The following is a 15,449-nucleotide window of genomic DNA, read 5'->3' as shown; positions in this document are numbered from 1 at the left end:
ACTGAGATAGCTGGCAATGTCTGATCACACTATTATGAAACCGCGGCCGGGTGGCCGCAGCAGCCGGTCTGAGGCCGTGCCTGCTAATGTGGCTGAACCCGCTAATGCTGCAAGTACTGCTGCCGCGACATTTCCCGGTAGTAGCATAAACAATGACAAAACCCGCATAGCAACCGGTAATCGCAGAAATGTTAATAGCCAGGGGCTGCAAACGCTATCTGTTAGCGACAATGTACTGGTTGACGAAGCGGCAATGTTGTTTTCGCTGGTGGCTCCTATACGCAGCACGGCCAGTCATAATGATGTTAATGGGTTAAAAAAGCAGTGTATTAACCTGATTAATCACTATGAGCAGCAGCTTCGGACCAAAGGAATTTTGGCCGATGTTATTGAGCAAGCTCGCTACACCTTATGTTGTTTTATCGATGAAATAGTGCTGAATACCAGCTGGGGTGGCAACAGTGACTGGGCGACTGAAAGCTTGTTGTCTACCTTTCATAACGAAACTTTTGGCGGCGAATATTTTTTTACGTTGCTGGATAATGCCATTAGCCAACCCGCACAAAATCTGATGTTACTGGAACTACAATATTTATGTTTGTCATTCGGTTTTATAGGCAAGATGCGGGTCGCCGACCGTGGATATGAAAAACTAGAGTTGGTAAAAGACCAGGCCTACAAAGCCATTCGTAGCCAACGGGGGGCACCGGCACGGGAACTGTCACCTAAATGGCGTAGTGAGGTGGTGCACTCTGATGCTTTGAAAACCAGACTGCCGTTATGGGTATTGAGCGCTGTGGTTGCAGCCCTCTTATTGGGGGTATACATGACCCTTAACTATCAGGTTAACCAATATTCTGATCAGGTTCACCGCGAGTTAAATGCCCTGGTTGACTGGCAGCCAGCATATGTCTCAGGCCAGAATGGCCAACCATATCAGGATGCTATACGCCTGCAACAGCTGCTACAAACTGAAATTAGCCGTGACATGTTGCAGGTAATTGAGCTGCCTGATCGGGTGCGGATCCGGGTAGGTTTGCATCATTTGTTTACCCCTGGCGGGGTAGCCATCAATGAAAGTTTTCAACCAGTTATTAGCAAAATTGCCCGGGCACTGGAAGGGGCTGATGGTCGAATTCTGATTAGCGGCTTTACCGACGATTTACCCATATTTACCAGCAAATATCCGTCAAATTGGCATTTATCGTTAGCCAGAGCCAATGCGATGTCGGATGCGCTGGCTGTGGGTGGCCAGCTGCATGGTCGGCTGTGGCCTGAAGGCCGGGGTGAAGCGGATCCGATAGCGGCAAATGACTCCCCAGAAAACCGTGCTCTTAACCGGCGGGTTGAAATTGATTTATTACCGCAATAGTGAAGTGCAAGGATTAGATGTATGAAATTTAATGGATTTTTCCTCTCAATACGCCGCATTTTAACCACAGGCTGGCTTGTTACGCTAGTGGGGTTAACGGCACTGGCGCTGTTAATTTGGTTTGGTGGTCCGCTAGTGGCCATTGCAGGCGTTGAACCGCTCGCCAGCAGTACTGCGAGGCTTCTCACACTACTGGTTATCGCGCTGATATGGGGTGCAAGCCATTATATACGGGGCTTACGTGAGGATCGCTCTAATATGCAAGCGGTAGACACTTTGTTAAACGGCGATGAACATCAACAACAGGATGCCATGGCGAAACGCGATATTGAAATATTGCGCAGCCGGATGCAAAAAGCGCTGGATATTTTAAAAAATGCCCGTTTTAGCAAGGCGCGAGATATATACCAGTTACCCTGGTATATGCTGATTGGTCCGCCAGGATCAGGTAAAACCACGGCGCTGCAGCAGTCTGGGCTGGAGTTTCCGTTAAAGGAGCAAATGGGGGTTGATGCAATAGAAGGTATTGGCGGTACCCGCCAGTGCGACTGGTGGTTTACCAATCAGGCGGTATTAATTGACACCGCCGGACGCTATACCACGCAAGATAGCCATGCACAGCAGGACGCCACGGCCTGGCAGGGCTTTCTGGGGTTGCTGCGTAAACATCGGCCACGCCGGCCGATTAATGGTGTGATTGTGTTTGTCAGCCTGGCTGATTTACTTAACCAAACGCGTACTGAGCGCAATTTACACGCCAGAGCAATTAAACAGCGCGTGCAGGAATTGCAAAACCAGCTGGGGATGAGTTTTCCAGTTTATGTGATGTTTACCAAAGCAGATTTAATTGCCGGTTTCTCTGAGTTCTTTGACGACTTAGCGCCAGAAGACAGAGACCAGGTATGGGGCACTACCTTCGCGCTTGAGGCTGAAAATGAAGAAAAAGGCGTGGTGGCACAGTTTAATAAAGAGTTTCATGCCATGGTTAACCGGCTGCATCAGCGTTTGTTTAGCCGCCTGCAAACCGAGCGCGAGCAACACAGCCGTGCGGCAATTTACGAATTTCCCCGGCAGTTAAGGTTGTTACAAAGCGCCGCCGACGATTTTTTAAAAGAAATATTTGCACCCAATCCGTTTGAAAAAGCCACCATGTTCCGTGGGGTCTATATTGCCAGCGCTACCCAGCAAGGCCAACCGATTGATCGGGTTATGGCGCAGCTTGGCGGTAGCTTTGGCCTGGCCGAGCCACCGCTGCGTTGTCATACCGGTGCGGGCAAAAGTTATTTCTTAAAGCGCTTTTTTGAGCAGATTGTGATCCCGGAGCGCGAGTTGGCATCGGTTAATTTGCAGCATAAAAATAAACATCGCTGGATCCGCCACGGCACCTTGGCTACGACGGCAGTATTGTCAGTATGGTTACTCAGTGCCTGGACCGCAAGTTACCAATGGAACCGGCAATTAGTGGATGAAATGGCGCTGTCACTGCAGCATTACCAGAGCATCGAACACGTCGCGGCAACGAGGTCGATGTTGCAGCTTAATGAGCAGCTTAATGTGCTGCGCGATATGCCTGCTGGTTATGCCGGTTTATTGCCGGCAGATGGCCCGAAAAACCTGGGGTTATATCAGGGTGACAAACTTGGTCAGTCAGCTAAAACGGCCTATCAGCGAGCACTGTACGCCGATTTTGTGCCTTTTATGCTGCAAAGCTTAATCACTGACATGCAGCAGTATACCGAGCATCGTGATTATCTATACGAAACGTTAAAAACCTATCTGATGATTTTTCAGGCTGAACATTATGACGCAGAGCAAGTTCAGGCCTGGTTTTCTCAATACACGCAGCGGATGTTGCCTGCTGAGATAAACCAGCCGCTTCGTATCTCACTACAACGCCATTTGGATGCGGTGCTTCAGGCCGGTATTCAAGGCGCGCGATATGATGAAACTGTAGTGGCCAGCACGCGCGATTTACTGATGACAGTGCCGCTGGCAGAGCGCGCTTATCAGCGGATCCGCACTGAATTGATGCAGAGCCATATTCCTGATTTTCGCTTATCGGATGTGCTGGCAACCGACAGTGTTACCTTATTTAGCCGGCGCAGTGGTAAACCTCTGCGTCAGGGGATCTCCGGTTTATACACTTATCAAGGGTTTCATGGTGTTTTTAATATTGAAAAGCGTCGGATCATTCGACAGTTAATGGCTGATAGCTGGGTGTATGGTGATGAGCAAGTCGGTGCTACAGAACAAAGTAATACTGAATTATCGGCAGAAGTTACCATGCGCTATTTACGGGACTACGTGTATGTATGGCAGGAACTATTAAATGATATTGAAATGCAGCCAATTATTAATGTTGAGCAGGGATTGGCCCACACTAAAATTTTGGCGGGGCCAGAGCAGCCTATACAAAGTATCATTAAAGCGGCTCAGAAAAATTTACGGTTAACGCAATTACCTGCATCAGCCGAGCTGGATATGGCGGCGGATGTGGCCAGTAAAGTGGCACAAACTCAGTTTTCCAGCCAGACCGCCCGTTTGAACCGCTTGTTACCTGATGAAATGCCAGATGTCAGCCGCAGCTTGCCAGGCAAGGAAGTTGAAGCTGCATTTTCTGCACTATTAGCCATTGAACCGACCCAGCTTGAGCAAATAGCCCAGACCACTCGGCGTTACTATGAATATCTGGAACGCCTGTATGTACCGGGGGGCAGGGCGCGGCAAGCTTATGCCAACCAGCTTAATTCGCAGGGAGGCAATGAGCTGAATATTGAGTTACGTCGCTTACGCAGCGAACTCCCGGCGCCATTTAGTAACTGGTTGGGGAATTTGTCCAGTGACACCGCTCAATTATTTGCCCGCGGCAGTCGCCAGCATATTAATGAAGCTTGGCATGGTAAAGTGTTAACCGAGTATCGCGGGGCAATAGCGGGTCGTTATCCGTTAAACCGTGGAGCCAGTGAAGATATTAAGCTACGTGATTTTGAGCGGTTTTTTGGTTATGGTGGCACGTTGGATAGCTTTTTTAAAGATTATTTGAGCCCCTTCGTAAATACCAGCCGCACTAACTGGACCTTTAAAAAAGACATTGGTCTGAATGCCAATGTGTTGAAAACGTTTCAACGTGCTCAGCGCATTCGCAGCACCTTTTTTGAAGCTGGAAGCCAAAAACTTAAAGTGGGGTTTAGTTTAAAGCCATTATTTCTTGACCGGCATATCACCCATCTTATGTTAGATATTGATGGCCAGGAACTGTCTTACCGCCACGGCCCAACCCGCTCCAGTCAGTTTTACTGGCCCGGCGATCGGAAAAAGCTGCAAACCCGGTTGGTGTTTACCCCGGCAAATGCCGGTTTATCGGCTAACGCCAGCTATGAAGGCGAGTGGTCCTGGTTCAGGTTACTGGATGAACTTACCCAGGAGCGGCCAGAAACTCGCGATGATAAGGTGCTTTATCTGGCGGTTCAGGGCAATAAAGCGCGGCTGGAATTAGTGCCAGATACGGTAAATACCCCATTTTGGAGTAATGAACTGGAGGCGTTCTCGTGTCCGGCCAACCTGTAATGAAAGCGCTAGCAAGCCCGGTAGGGATTTGCGGCAAAATTATCAGCCAAGGTGATTTTCTGGCGCAAGACCTCGATGTGGCATTTGTTGATAGTTGGCATGAGTGGCTGCAAGCGGTGCTGGCGGTTAGCCGCGAGCAATTAGGGACTCGTTGGCTCGAAACCTACTTAACTAGCCCCATCTGGCATTTTGCGTTATCGCCAGGGGTCTGCAGTGACAAGGCTATGGCAGGTACCCTGATGCCATCGGCTGATCAGGTTGGTCGCCATTATCCCTTTACGTTGGCGGCTGAACTGGCGGTAACACCGGTGCAGGCCTGGCAAGAAAGCGGCTGGACTGACAGCTTGGAGCAGCAGGCGCTGGCGACACTTGACGAGGGGTTTAACTTGCAGCATTGGTTAGCAGAATTAAGCAAACTGGCGATAGCCTGGCCACAAGCTACACGCTTTAGTGTCAGTCAAAGCAGTAATGAAGCTATCCGTCAGGCCTGGACCATCAGTGCTAATCAGCCGTTGGATAGTCTGGCCCTGCTACACCAAAGTTACTTACAACAATTTTCCCGTTACTGCTTGTGGTGGACGGCTGGTTCTGAGCACGTTACTCCCTGTTTACTGGTTACCTCCGGCTTACCGCAAGTTAGCCAGTATGCCGCTATGCTGGATGGCGACTGGACACGCTGGAACTGGCAACAAAAACAAATTCACTATTAATATGGATGGTTTTGGCGATATGCAAATTGTATTTCAGGCACAAAGTCATAAGGGCTTGGTAAGACAACTTAATGAAGACGCCTGTCTGGCTATGCCTGAAGCGGGTGTGTGGGCAGTAGCAGACGGCATGGGCGGCCATGCCGCCGGTGACGTGGCCAGTCAACTAGTTATGGATATGTTAAAAAAAACAGTTACCGATGCTGGTGCGATGGTAACGCCAGCCTTATTGTGTCAGGCGCTGCAGCAGGCTAATCAAGCATTGCTGCATTTTAGCAAACAACAATTATTGGGTACCATGGCCGGCTCTACCGTGGTGGTACTGTTTATTCAGCACAATAATTACCATTTACTATGGGCCGGTGATAGCCGTTGTTATTTACTGCGACACAACCAGCTAACACAGCTTAGCCATGACCATAGCCAGGTAAATGAAATGGTAGAGCAAGGGTTACTGGCAGCCAGTGAGGCAGAAAGCCATGAGTTAGCCAACGTTATTACCCGGGCGGTTGGCGTTGACGATGTGCTTGATGTAGCGGTAAATTCAGATGTTTGCCAGCCGGGTGATTTGTTTTTACTGTGTACCGATGGCTTAACAAAAGAGTTACCTGATCATGAAATTCATCACTATTTGCAGCATGAAGATATAGCTGATGCCAGCAAAGCCTTATTGCACTCTACCCTAGTAGCAGGCGCGAAAGATAATGTTACCAGTATTTTAGTTAAGCTACACAATAGCAGTTATGTTAATATTAATGATAAAACAATACCTATAAACCTCAAAATTGTACAAATATAGTTTGTAATGTTGTTATTTTGTGAACTATAAAGTAACATAATTCACTATTAATATGTTTAATGGTTAATTGTGATGGATCGCAGTGAATTAATAGATTTTGAGTTGTTAATAAAAGCCGTGGCGGTACAAGCACCTGCCGGGGTAGATCCACGCAGCGATATCTCACCTACCTCACAATACTACAGCTTAAAAGACGTTCGTAGTCAGGCCCGCGCTAATGAACGAGCTATGTTGTTTGAAGACGATGATTTTCAGGCGTTGGTACTTGACTGGCGGCCGCTGGAGCAGGCGCTGCCTGACATTTTGACTCATCAGAGTAAAGATTTGGAATACGCCGCCTGGTTGATTGAAGCCTGGTGCCGCACAGAAGGATTTGCTGGCCTGGCAACCGGCTTTAAAACTACCCGTCTATTGATTGAGCATTTTTGGCTGGATGTGTATCCACTGCCGGATGATGAAGGCATGGACGCACGGATAGCGCCGCTAGTTGGACTTAACGGTTATGAGGGCGATGGTGCCCTTATCACGCCTATCTTAAGTATACCGCTGACTGAAGCAAGCTCAGTTGGTTGTTTTGCCTGCTGGCAATATGTGCGGGCCGCTGCTTTATCCCGCAAAGATGAAAACAAACAAAAGCAGCGAACGGATGCTGGTATCGCCAGTCTTGAGCAAATTCAGCAGGCCGTGCAGGAAACACCAGCCAGCTTTTATCAGCAGCTGCGCAGTGACATACACCTGGCTATAGCTGAATTTATATTATTGTCTGACGCCATGGACGCCGCCATGGCTGGCGAGCAACAACCAACAACGGCCATTAGCAAAGCGCTGCAACAATGTCTTGATGCTGTTAACTACCTGGCAGCTGACAAGCTAAAACCAGAGCCGGATAGCCAGGCCGATAATACTGAAATCGAGTCGCTGGCTAATCTTAGTACCCACAATGTTGATCAGCAGCTGCAATCGCGGCAACAGGTTATTCGTTCGTTACAGCATGCTGTTGATTTTTTTCGTAAGACTGAACCACATTCGCCAATGTCATATGCACTTGAGCAAGTGATCCGCTGGAGTGATCTGACTCTGCCTGAGCTTTTACAAGAGTTGATTGACGATAGTAATACCAGAAACAGTTATTTTCGTCTGGCGGGGATACCGCAGACTAAGTAGAGCAACCGGCCAGCGTTGCCTGCGCGGCCACGACAGACTAACGATAGGAGAGAGTAAATGGAAAGTATTCACAGTAAGTTGTCACGGGTACGCAAACCAAGAGTTCACATTACTTATGATGTTGAAACTGAGGGTAACGCTGTTAAAAAAGAGTTGCCGTTTGTAGTAGGGGTGATGGGCGATTTTGCCGGTCACAACACTCAGGCGTTAAAGCCATTAAAAGACCGCCGTTTTGTGCAGATTGACCGGGATAATTTTGATGAAGTATTAAAGCGGATGAATCCTAAGCTTAATTTTAAAGTGGAAAATAAGCTGGCCAATGATGGCAGTGAATTTGCCGTTGCTTTGCAATTTAAATCGATGCAAGACTTTGAGCCGGCTGCCATTGTCCGCCAAGTGGAACCGCTTGAAAAACTGATGGAGACCCGAAACAAACTGCGTGATCTGATGACCAAAATTGACCGCTCTGAAGATCTGGAAAACATCCTGGAACGGGTGCTTAACAGTAATGCTGACCTGCAACAGTTGGCGCAGGAACTGAATTTAGAGGACAAATAATATGAGTACGGAAGCCTTAGTTGCAAGCCATGAGAGTAGTAGCACCGAGTTAGCATCGTTACTGGAACAGGCTATTGGTGCCACCAAGCAAACAGATGCCTCGCGCGCCGAGGAGCTAATTCGCACCTTAACTGAAGAAGCCATGAGCGGCACAGTGAGCTGGAATAAAAACCTGACTGTTACCTTTAACGAAGCGATTAATCGTCTTGACTCCCTGATTTCTGATCAGTTGTCGGTCATTATGCACGCTGAAGATTTTCAGAAGTTAGAAGGCAGCTGGCGTGGCCTTAATCACTTGGTAACGAATTCAGAAACCGGTGGCTCGTTAAAAATCCGCATGATCAGCATGAGTAAAAAGGAGCTTTACAAAGATTTAAGTAAAGCAGTGGAGTTTGATCAAAGCCAAACGTTTAAAAAAGTTTACGAGACCGAGTTTGGTACCCCAGGTGGGGAGCCGTATGGCGCGATTATTGGTGACTATGAGTTTACCAACCATCCGGAAGATATTGAAACACTGACGTATATGTCAAACGTTTCTGCTGCCGGTTTCTGCCCGTTTTTGTCCAGTGCCTCACCGGCACTGTTTGGCTTTGATGAATGGACGGAACTGTCTAAACCGCGTGACTTAGAGAAAATTTTTGAGTCATTGGAATATACCAAGTGGCGCTCATTTCGCGAAAGTGATGATTCTCGTTTTGTTACCCTGAGCATGCCTCGGGTATTAGCGCGGTTGCCCTATGGCAGCACTACTGCGCCTGTTGAAGAATTTGGCTATGAAGAGTTTGAGTTAGACACGCAAAAAGCCGTGGCGACTAATCCGAATCATAACCATTACTGCTGGATGAATGCCGCTTATGTATTGGGTAGCCGGCTGACTAATGCCTTTGCACAGTATGGTTTTTGCACTGCAATTCGTGGCGCTGAAGGTGGCGGTAAAGTGGAAGGTTTACCGTCGCATATTTTTATGAGTGATGATGGTGACCCGGATCTGAAGTGTCCAACTGAAATTGGTATTACCGACAGGCGTGAAGCTGAACTGGGCAAGATGGGCTTTTTACCACTTTGCCATTATAAAAACACCGACTATGCGGTGTTTTTTGGCGCCCAAACTGCGCAGAAGCCGAAAAAATATGATAGCCCGGAAGCAACCGCTAACGCGGCAATTTCTGCCCGCCTACCTTATTTAATGGCCACGTCACGTTTTGCCCATTATCTAAAAGTACTGGCCCGCGACAAAATTGGCAGTTTTATGGAAGCGGAAGATGTTGAAGTATGGCTTAACCGTTGGATCCTGACATATGTCAATGCGTCAGAGGGCAGTGGCCAGGAAGTTCGGGCGCGTTATCCATTGGCTGATGCCAAAGTGCAGGTGCGTGAGATCCCAGGACGTCCTGGCTCATACAATGCGGTAGCCTGGTTAAGACCTTGGCTGCAACTGGAAGAGTTGTCTACGTCGTTACGTTTAGTAGCCAAAATTCCGGAAATGGGTAGCTAATTTTAACGTTAGTAATCCATTCTAAGCTCGTTAGAAGAAGTAGGGACGGACAGGTCATGGTTGACGCAGTTAATTTTGTTGCGGATACAATTTTTGATATTGATGAGTGCAACCGACCTTGCCCATCTTATGCCAGCGCTGAGCGCAAAGGCTTGCTTAGCAGGTTTTTACGTGAGTCTGATCCGTTAAAGGCGGTACTGTTTTGGTTACAACATATTGAAAGCCGCCCTTGTGCAGGGGCGGCTTTTGTTAGGCCTGTACTGGGGCGGGCTATTGCTGAAATTGACAGCCTAATTAATCAGCAAATTAACGGTATTTTACACCATCCGGTAATGCAGGAGTTGGAAGCCAGTTGGCGTGGTTTACTGTATTTAACTGAGCAGGCCGAGCGTTATGATCGCGAGCAAAAAGTTAAAGTTAAAGTAATATCGTTATCCTGGCCTGAGCTCAGTAAAGATATTAACCGGGCTATTGATTTTGACCAGAGCGATTTTTTTAAGCTTATTTACGACAACGAATTTGATATGGCTGGCGGTGAACCGTTTGGCGTTTTGATTGGCGATTATCAAATTAGCCATAAAATCCGTCGTGGCCAGAGCATTAACGATCTTGATACGTTAAAAGAAGTGGTCCGTACCGCTGCCGCGGCGTTTGCTCCCTTTATTGCCGCTGCTCATCCGTCATTGTTTGGGGTTGATCATTTTTCAGAGTTGGGCCAGGTGGCCGATATCGCCAGCCAGTTTAAACAGCCTGAGTATGTCAAATGGCGGGCGCTGCGTAATATGGAAGATGCCCGCTTTTTAGGTTTGGTGTTGCCGCAGGTGCTGATGCGACCACCCTATAAAGATGATGGCAGCCGCAGCGAAGGCTTTGTGTTTAAAGAGCAGCTAAACCGGCCGCAACGTGATTATTTATGGGGTAACGCTGCCTGGGCTTTTGCCGGGGTGCTGGTGCGGGCTTATAGCGAGTCAGGCTGGTTTGGCCAAATTCGCGGCATGAAAGCCGGCCATTATAACTTTGGTCTGGTCACGCATTTGCCGGTTAGCCAGTATGAAACAGAGAAATATCAGCAATTTAATAAACCATCGGTAAATTTACTGGTGGGGCATCGCTTTGAGTCTGCCTTGTCTGATGCCGGTTTCGTGCCGCTGTCGGCAGTGCCTTATAGTGATTTTTATGCCTTTTACAATAACGCGTCAGTACAAGAAGCAAAAGCCTACGATAAAACCTTATCTACGGTTAACGCCCGGTTATCTGCCATGTTGCAATACATTTTATGTGTAGCTCGCTTTGCGCATTACATCAAAGTAATTGGCCGGGACAAAGTGGGTGGCTATGTGTCAGCAGAGGCGTGTGAACAAGATTTGCAACGCTGGCTACATAACTATACCACCGCCTCTGAAGACGCCTCTTACGAGGTGCGCGCCCGTCGGCCATTGCGTGAAGCACGAATTAAGGTCAAAGAAAAGCGGGGTGAGCCGGGTCGCTACTATTCAGTGATCCAGTTGCAGCCTCACTTTCAGCTGGATCAGATGGTGACATCAGTCAAATTAGTCGCGGAGCTATCTCCGAAACAAAAGGCGTTAGCCTGAGGGATCATTATGAAACAACCTTTTATAAAACAACTAAATTCACTAATGGCTAACGGCCAGTTGCAAACCGCATTGCAGCATACCCTCTTGGTATTACGGGATGACCCAAATAATGCCCAGTTCCGAGCCATTTATGTCGAGTTATTGTGCATCGCTGGTGAACTGGAAAAAGCCGATAATCAGCTGGATATGATAGTACGCCAACATCCGGATTTTTTACTGGGAGCGGTTAATGTTCGCCAGTTAATTCGTGCAGAAACGGCTCGGCGTGACTTTTATCAGGGCGCAATGACAGCTAATTTATTTGGTGAGCCTTCGCCGTTGTTCAGTGCTTTATTAACGTTACGCTTAGCGCTACGCGAGCAAGATAGTAGTGCGGCGGTGCAGGCATCTGAGCAAATGGAGCAGTTACGGCCACAGGTTGCTATTGAACAAAATGGCGAGATTTACGCTGATATCCGTGATTTAGATGACAGCTTGGGCGGTTATCTGGAGTTATTTGGCACCGACGGCAAATACTACCTGGCCGCTTTTGAACAGATTGACAGTTTAAAGCTACACCCGCCGAAAAGCCTGCTAGATATTATTTGGCGGCGCGTTGATATCAGTATTATTGATGGACCACAGGGTGAGGCCTTTTTGCCGTTAATTTATGTTGCCAATGGCAATGTGGACAACAGCGATGCTGAGACAAAATTAGGCCGGACCACCAACTGGCATGAGCATGACCGCCGGTTAATAACCGGTAGCGGCCAGAAGATGATCCTGCTGGGTGAGCAAGCTGTGGCATTAGGTGATGTGCTGGCGCTTAACGCAGTTAGTGCAACGAGCACCGCTGCCAAACCGGCAATGGCTGAATAATTAAGATGAAACTGCATCAGAAGCAAGCTCTGCAAATGTCGCTGCTTGACCGGTTGATTGATGATGCTCCCGGCCAGAAAGATCCGGGCCGGCAACGCCGTGGTTTTGATTTAAAAGCATTACGACAAAGCGTGCGGCGCGATTTAGAGAACCTGCTCAATACCCGGGTACAGTGGCATGTCTGGCCAGAAAGCTATACGGAACTGTCGCAAAGTTTACTAAATTACGGTCTGCCGGATTTTTCAGTAATGGTGGTCGACTCTATCGAAGGCCGCCAGCAACTGTGCCGGGCGGTAGAGCAATGTATCCGCCGCTTTGAGCCGCGGTTTGTTGAGGTAGAGGTATCATTGCCTGATGAGCAGCAAACTATTGAGCGGGTATTACGCTTACGGATCCAGGCCTTGTTGTACGCGGATCCTGAACCTGAACATATTATGTTTGATTCCGAAGTTGAGCCAGTTCATCTGGGCCTGACCATCAGAGATTATCAGTAATGAATGATGAGTTATTAAAGTATTACAATCGTGAATTGACGTTTATTCGCCGGATGGGTGCAGAATACGCTGAGAAATATCCAAAAATTGCCGGCCGGCTGCGGATTAGTGAAGAGACGGTTGAAGACCCTCATGTTTCAAGGTTAATTGAGGCCTTTGCTTTACTTAGTGCACAAATTCGTCAAAAGCTGGATGACAGCTTCCCCGAGTTAACCGATGCTTTGCTCGGCCAGATGTATCCGGATTATCAGGCTCCTATTCCTTCGGTGTCGGTATTGAAGCTGGTAAGTCAAAACCTGTCGACATCGGGTATTTGTATTAAGCGTGGTACCGAATTTGAAACCCGGGCTAATGGTTTAAAACCCTGTACCTTTCAAAGTTGTTACGACACGGATATCTGGCCATTGGAAGTAGTGCAGGCCGAATTTAAAAATGCGCCGTTTACTGCCCCCAAACCGCCTGTCAGCCAAACGGCCAAAGCGTTATTAACGCTGAGCCTGGCGTGTGAGTTCGAAAATACCACGCTGCAAGAGTTAGCGGTGGGTAAGCTGCGGTTTTATCTGAACGGTCAGCGCCACCATGTTTATAAATTGTTTGAGCTTATTATGCGCCAAGTTATTAGCATTGGTGTGGCGCCTGCAGGGCAACCAGAGTTAATGCGCTTTATGCAGCCACGGCACTTAGCAGCTGTGGGGTTTGCCGACAATGAGCAAGTGGTGCCATATAGCCAGCGAAGCTTTAGCGGCTACCGCCTGTTGATTGAACAGTTTTTATGTCCGGAAAAATTTCTGTTTTTTGCGCTGACCGACTTAGACCCCCGCTGGCCGGGCATTGCCGACAAGCTTGACCTGTATTTTTATCTGGCGGAGGGCGCGGATGAGTTAGAGCGCCATGTTAACGCTGACAGTATTTTGCTGGGTTGTACGCCGGTGATTAATTTGTTTAAACAAAAGCTGGAGCCGATAAAGTTAGAAGCTGCACAATATGAATACCGGCTGGCACCACGCTATCTCGATGCCGACGTCTGTGAAGTGGTGCAGGTGCAGCAGGTACAGGCATTTGATCCACAAGGTAACGAGCTAACCCTTAATCCTTATTACAGCCAAGGGCACCCTGATTACCTGCAACAACAGCAGTTGTTCTGGCATACCCGGCGAGAGTTTGTAGATTGGGCGGGTGGTTACGCCGAAGCCGGCACTGAAGTGTATTTGTCGATAATTGACCGCAAATTTAAAGGGGTTAACAGCGATGATGACCAGCAAAACTGGGTTATTCAGGTCAATGCGCTGTGCAGTAACCGCAATCAGCCCGCTTATTTGCCCTTTGGCGGTGGTGAGCCACAATTTGTCATAAGTAAACATGCTGATGTGATTAAATCGGTGCGCTGTCTGGTTGCGCCGACAATGAGTATTCGCCCGGCACTGGCCGAAAGCAGCCGCTGGCAGCTGGTTAACCATCTTACCCTAAATCATTTTAGCGGCGAGCAGGCGTTAACCGTGTTACAGGAAACCCTGAAGCTGTACGATTTTCGCTGCACCCCGGAATCTAAGGCGCTGATTGACGGTATTGTTGGCTTAACCCTGAGCAGTGGCTCGGCCCGGGTAAATCAGCAAGGCCGAATTGCGGTATGTAGTGGTACTGACATAATACTGGAGTTTAGCCAGTCTGCTTATGCTGGCAGTAATGTTTACTTTTTTGCCAATATACTGGATGCGTTCTTTGCCCAATACGCCAGCATTAATAGCTATACCCGGCTTAGCGTAAAACTGAAAGAGCACGAGCAAATTTACCATCGCTGGCCTGCCAGAGTGGGTAGCAGGGTATTGTTGTGAGTTTGACATTATGAGTTTAAAAGCATTAGTAGCCAGCCCTGGCGATTTTGATTTTTACCAAGCGGTATACCAGATAGAGCGCCAGTTAAGCGCCGAGCAAAAGCAATGGCACGGCGTAGGGCGCGATGCTTTTCCTCATGCCGAGTTAGTGCGCTTTAAAGCGGAACAGCATCTTGGGTTTGCCGGTCAGCCAATTAACAAAGCCACCTCGCGCAAAGGCGACGATGACAAACTGGCACTGGAGCTGTATGTCAGCTTTTTAGGCTTAACCGGGCCTAGTGGAGTAATGCCGCAACATTACACAGAAATGTTATTGCAACGGCTGAAACAACGTGATGGTGCCATGCGTGACTTTTTCGATATGTTTAATCATCGGCTAATATCGCTGTACTACCGGGCCTGGGAGAAATACCGCTTTGCCTGCCAGTATGAAATTGCCGATGGCCTGAATGATCCTTTTAGCACGTTATTGCAAAAACTGAGTGGCTGTCAGGACAATCTTGGCCTGTATTACGCCGGCGCCTTTAGCCAGCGCAACCGCAGCGGCCAGTTTTTGCAGCAAATTTTAACCGACTTACTTGGCGCCACTGCCCGGGTGGTGTCGTTATCCGGGCGCTGGCTAGCTTTGGGGGTTGCGGAGCAAAGCCGACTTAGCGGTAGCCGACTACCGGAGGGCCAAAACGGTGCCTTAGGCCAGACCACCATGTTAGGCCAGCGTGTGTGGGATGTTAGCTCGGCAGTAATAATTGAAGTAGACGCCCCTGGTGCCACATTGCCGAGCTTGCTACCCGGCGCCAGCCGTTATCAGGTTATTCAGCATATTGTTAGTCGTTATCTTGATCCGCATCTGCAGGTTCGGCTGGTTATTAAGGCTAAACAGCAGGATTTTGCCTGTACCCGCTTGGCCGAGCGGCACACTGCGCTCGGGCGAGGTAGTAGATTAAGTATTCGCGCTGCAATATCGCAGCACCCCGCTCAGGTTGGTTTTCAACTGGGCCGGCTTTAATT

At 48.5% G+C, this 15,449-nt stretch carries 12 protein-coding genes; all 12 read left to right on the top strand.

The genetic code is table 11. The features are described 5' to 3' along the window. Window positions 1-16 precede the first annotated feature (16 nt). The 12 genes from tssL to tssG all read left to right on the top strand — a co-directional run bounded on the left by tssL (window position 17) and on the right by tssG (window position 15,447). A complete protein-coding gene (gene tssL, locus VT06_RS01365; protein WP_046552443.1) occupies window positions 17-1,372 on the top strand; it encodes a type VI secretion system protein TssL, long form in 1,356 nt (451 codons plus the stop codon). A gap of 21 nt (window positions 1,373-1,393) precedes the next feature. Beyond that, window positions 1,394-4,939: a type VI secretion system membrane subunit TssM gene (tssM, locus tag VT06_RS01360; RefSeq protein WP_046552442.1), complete on the top strand. Its 3,546-nt coding sequence runs from the start codon at window positions 1,394-1,396 to the stop codon at window positions 4,937-4,939. Beyond that, window positions 4,921-5,649, top strand: coding sequence for a type VI secretion system-associated protein TagF (tagF, locus tag VT06_RS01355; RefSeq protein ID WP_235357313.1), 729 nt, complete (start codon window positions 4,921-4,923; stop codon window positions 5,647-5,649). Before tssM ends, tagF begins: the two co-directional genes overlap by 19 nt. A 19-nt stretch (window positions 5,650-5,668) precedes the next feature. Continuing rightward, window positions 5,669-6,445, top strand: coding sequence for a PP2C family serine/threonine-protein phosphatase (locus tag VT06_RS01350; protein WP_046552499.1), 777 nt, complete (start codon window positions 5,669-5,671; stop codon window positions 6,443-6,445). 72 nt (window positions 6,446-6,517) lie between these two features. Further along, window positions 6,518-7,609, top strand: coding sequence for a type VI secretion system protein TssA (gene tssA, locus VT06_RS01345; RefSeq protein ID WP_046552440.1), 1,092 nt, complete (start codon window positions 6,518-6,520; stop codon window positions 7,607-7,609). Between the two features lie 57 nt (window positions 7,610-7,666). Continuing rightward, on the top strand, window positions 7,667-8,167 hold the full coding sequence (gene tssB, locus VT06_RS01340; protein WP_046552439.1) for a type VI secretion system contractile sheath small subunit: 501 nt from the start codon (window positions 7,667-7,669) through the stop codon (window positions 8,165-8,167). Window position 8,168: 1 nt separating this feature from the next. Beyond that, complete coding sequence (tssC, locus tag VT06_RS01335; protein WP_046552438.1) at window positions 8,169-9,662, top strand: type VI secretion system contractile sheath large subunit; 1,494 nt, start codon at window positions 8,169-8,171, stop codon at window positions 9,660-9,662. 56 nt (window positions 9,663-9,718) lie between these two features. Continuing rightward, the gene (gene tssC / locus VT06_RS01330; protein WP_052750129.1) at window positions 9,719-11,254 is read left to right on the top strand and encodes a type VI secretion system contractile sheath large subunit; all 1,536 of its coding nucleotides are present in this window, start codon (window positions 9,719-9,721) and stop codon (window positions 11,252-11,254) included. A 9-nt stretch (window positions 11,255-11,263) separates the two neighbouring features. Beyond that, window positions 11,264-12,115: a type VI secretion system accessory protein TagJ gene (locus VT06_RS01325; RefSeq protein ID WP_235357312.1), complete on the top strand. Its 852-nt coding sequence runs from the start codon at window positions 11,264-11,266 to the stop codon at window positions 12,113-12,115. Between the two features lie 5 nt (window positions 12,116-12,120). After that, a complete protein-coding gene (gene tssE, locus VT06_RS01320) occupies window positions 12,121-12,609 on the top strand; it encodes a type VI secretion system baseplate subunit TssE (RefSeq protein WP_046552437.1) in 489 nt (162 codons plus the stop codon). Further along, the gene (gene tssF, locus VT06_RS01315) at window positions 12,609-14,441 is read left to right on the top strand and encodes a type VI secretion system baseplate subunit TssF (RefSeq protein WP_046552436.1); all 1,833 of its coding nucleotides are present in this window, start codon (window positions 12,609-12,611) and stop codon (window positions 14,439-14,441) included. The genes tssE and tssF overlap by 1 nt, the downstream gene beginning before the upstream one ends. Before the next feature lie 10 nt (window positions 14,442-14,451). Then, the gene (tssG, locus tag VT06_RS01310; protein WP_046552435.1) at window positions 14,452-15,447 is read left to right on the top strand and encodes a type VI secretion system baseplate subunit TssG; all 996 of its coding nucleotides are present in this window, start codon (window positions 14,452-14,454) and stop codon (window positions 15,445-15,447) included. Window positions 15,448-15,449 lie beyond the last annotated feature (2 nt).

It is taken from the genome of Arsukibacterium sp. MJ3 (genome assembly GCF_000987765.1).
In the GTDB taxonomy this organism is placed as follows: Bacteria; Pseudomonadota; Gammaproteobacteria; order Enterobacterales; family Alteromonadaceae; genus Alishewanella.
Note: the sequence above shows the minus strand (reverse complement) of the source record. Positions and strands in the feature narration are given on the sequence as shown.

Excerpts from the sequence above, each read along its gene's own strand:
- tssL (WP_046552443.1), top strand. The coding sequence starts at position 17 with ATGTCTGATCACACTATTATGAAACCGCGGCCGGGTGGCCGCAGCAGC.
- tssM (WP_046552442.1), top strand. The coding sequence starts at position 1,394 with ATGAAATTTAATGGATTTTTCCTCTCAATACGCCGCATTTTAACCACA.
- VT06_RS01350 (WP_046552499.1), top strand. The coding sequence starts at position 5,669 with ATGCAAATTGTATTTCAGGCACAAAGTCATAAGGGCTTGGTAAGACAA.
- tssA (WP_046552440.1), top strand. The coding sequence starts at position 6,518 with ATGGATCGCAGTGAATTAATAGATTTTGAGTTGTTAATAAAAGCCGTG.
- tssB (WP_046552439.1), top strand. The coding sequence starts at position 7,667 with ATGGAAAGTATTCACAGTAAGTTGTCACGGGTACGCAAACCAAGAGTT.
- tssC (WP_046552438.1), top strand. The coding sequence starts at position 8,169 with ATGAGTACGGAAGCCTTAGTTGCAAGCCATGAGAGTAGTAGCACCGAG.
- tssC (WP_052750129.1), top strand. The coding sequence starts at position 9,719 with ATGGTTGACGCAGTTAATTTTGTTGCGGATACAATTTTTGATATTGAT.
- VT06_RS01325 (WP_235357312.1), top strand. The coding sequence starts at position 11,264 with ATGAAACAACCTTTTATAAAACAACTAAATTCACTAATGGCTAACGGC.
- tssE (WP_046552437.1), top strand. The coding sequence starts at position 12,121 with ATGAAACTGCATCAGAAGCAAGCTCTGCAAATGTCGCTGCTTGACCGG.
- tssF (WP_046552436.1), top strand. The coding sequence starts at position 12,609 with ATGAATGATGAGTTATTAAAGTATTACAATCGTGAATTGACGTTTATT.
- tssG (WP_046552435.1), top strand. The coding sequence starts at position 14,452 with ATGAGTTTAAAAGCATTAGTAGCCAGCCCTGGCGATTTTGATTTTTAC.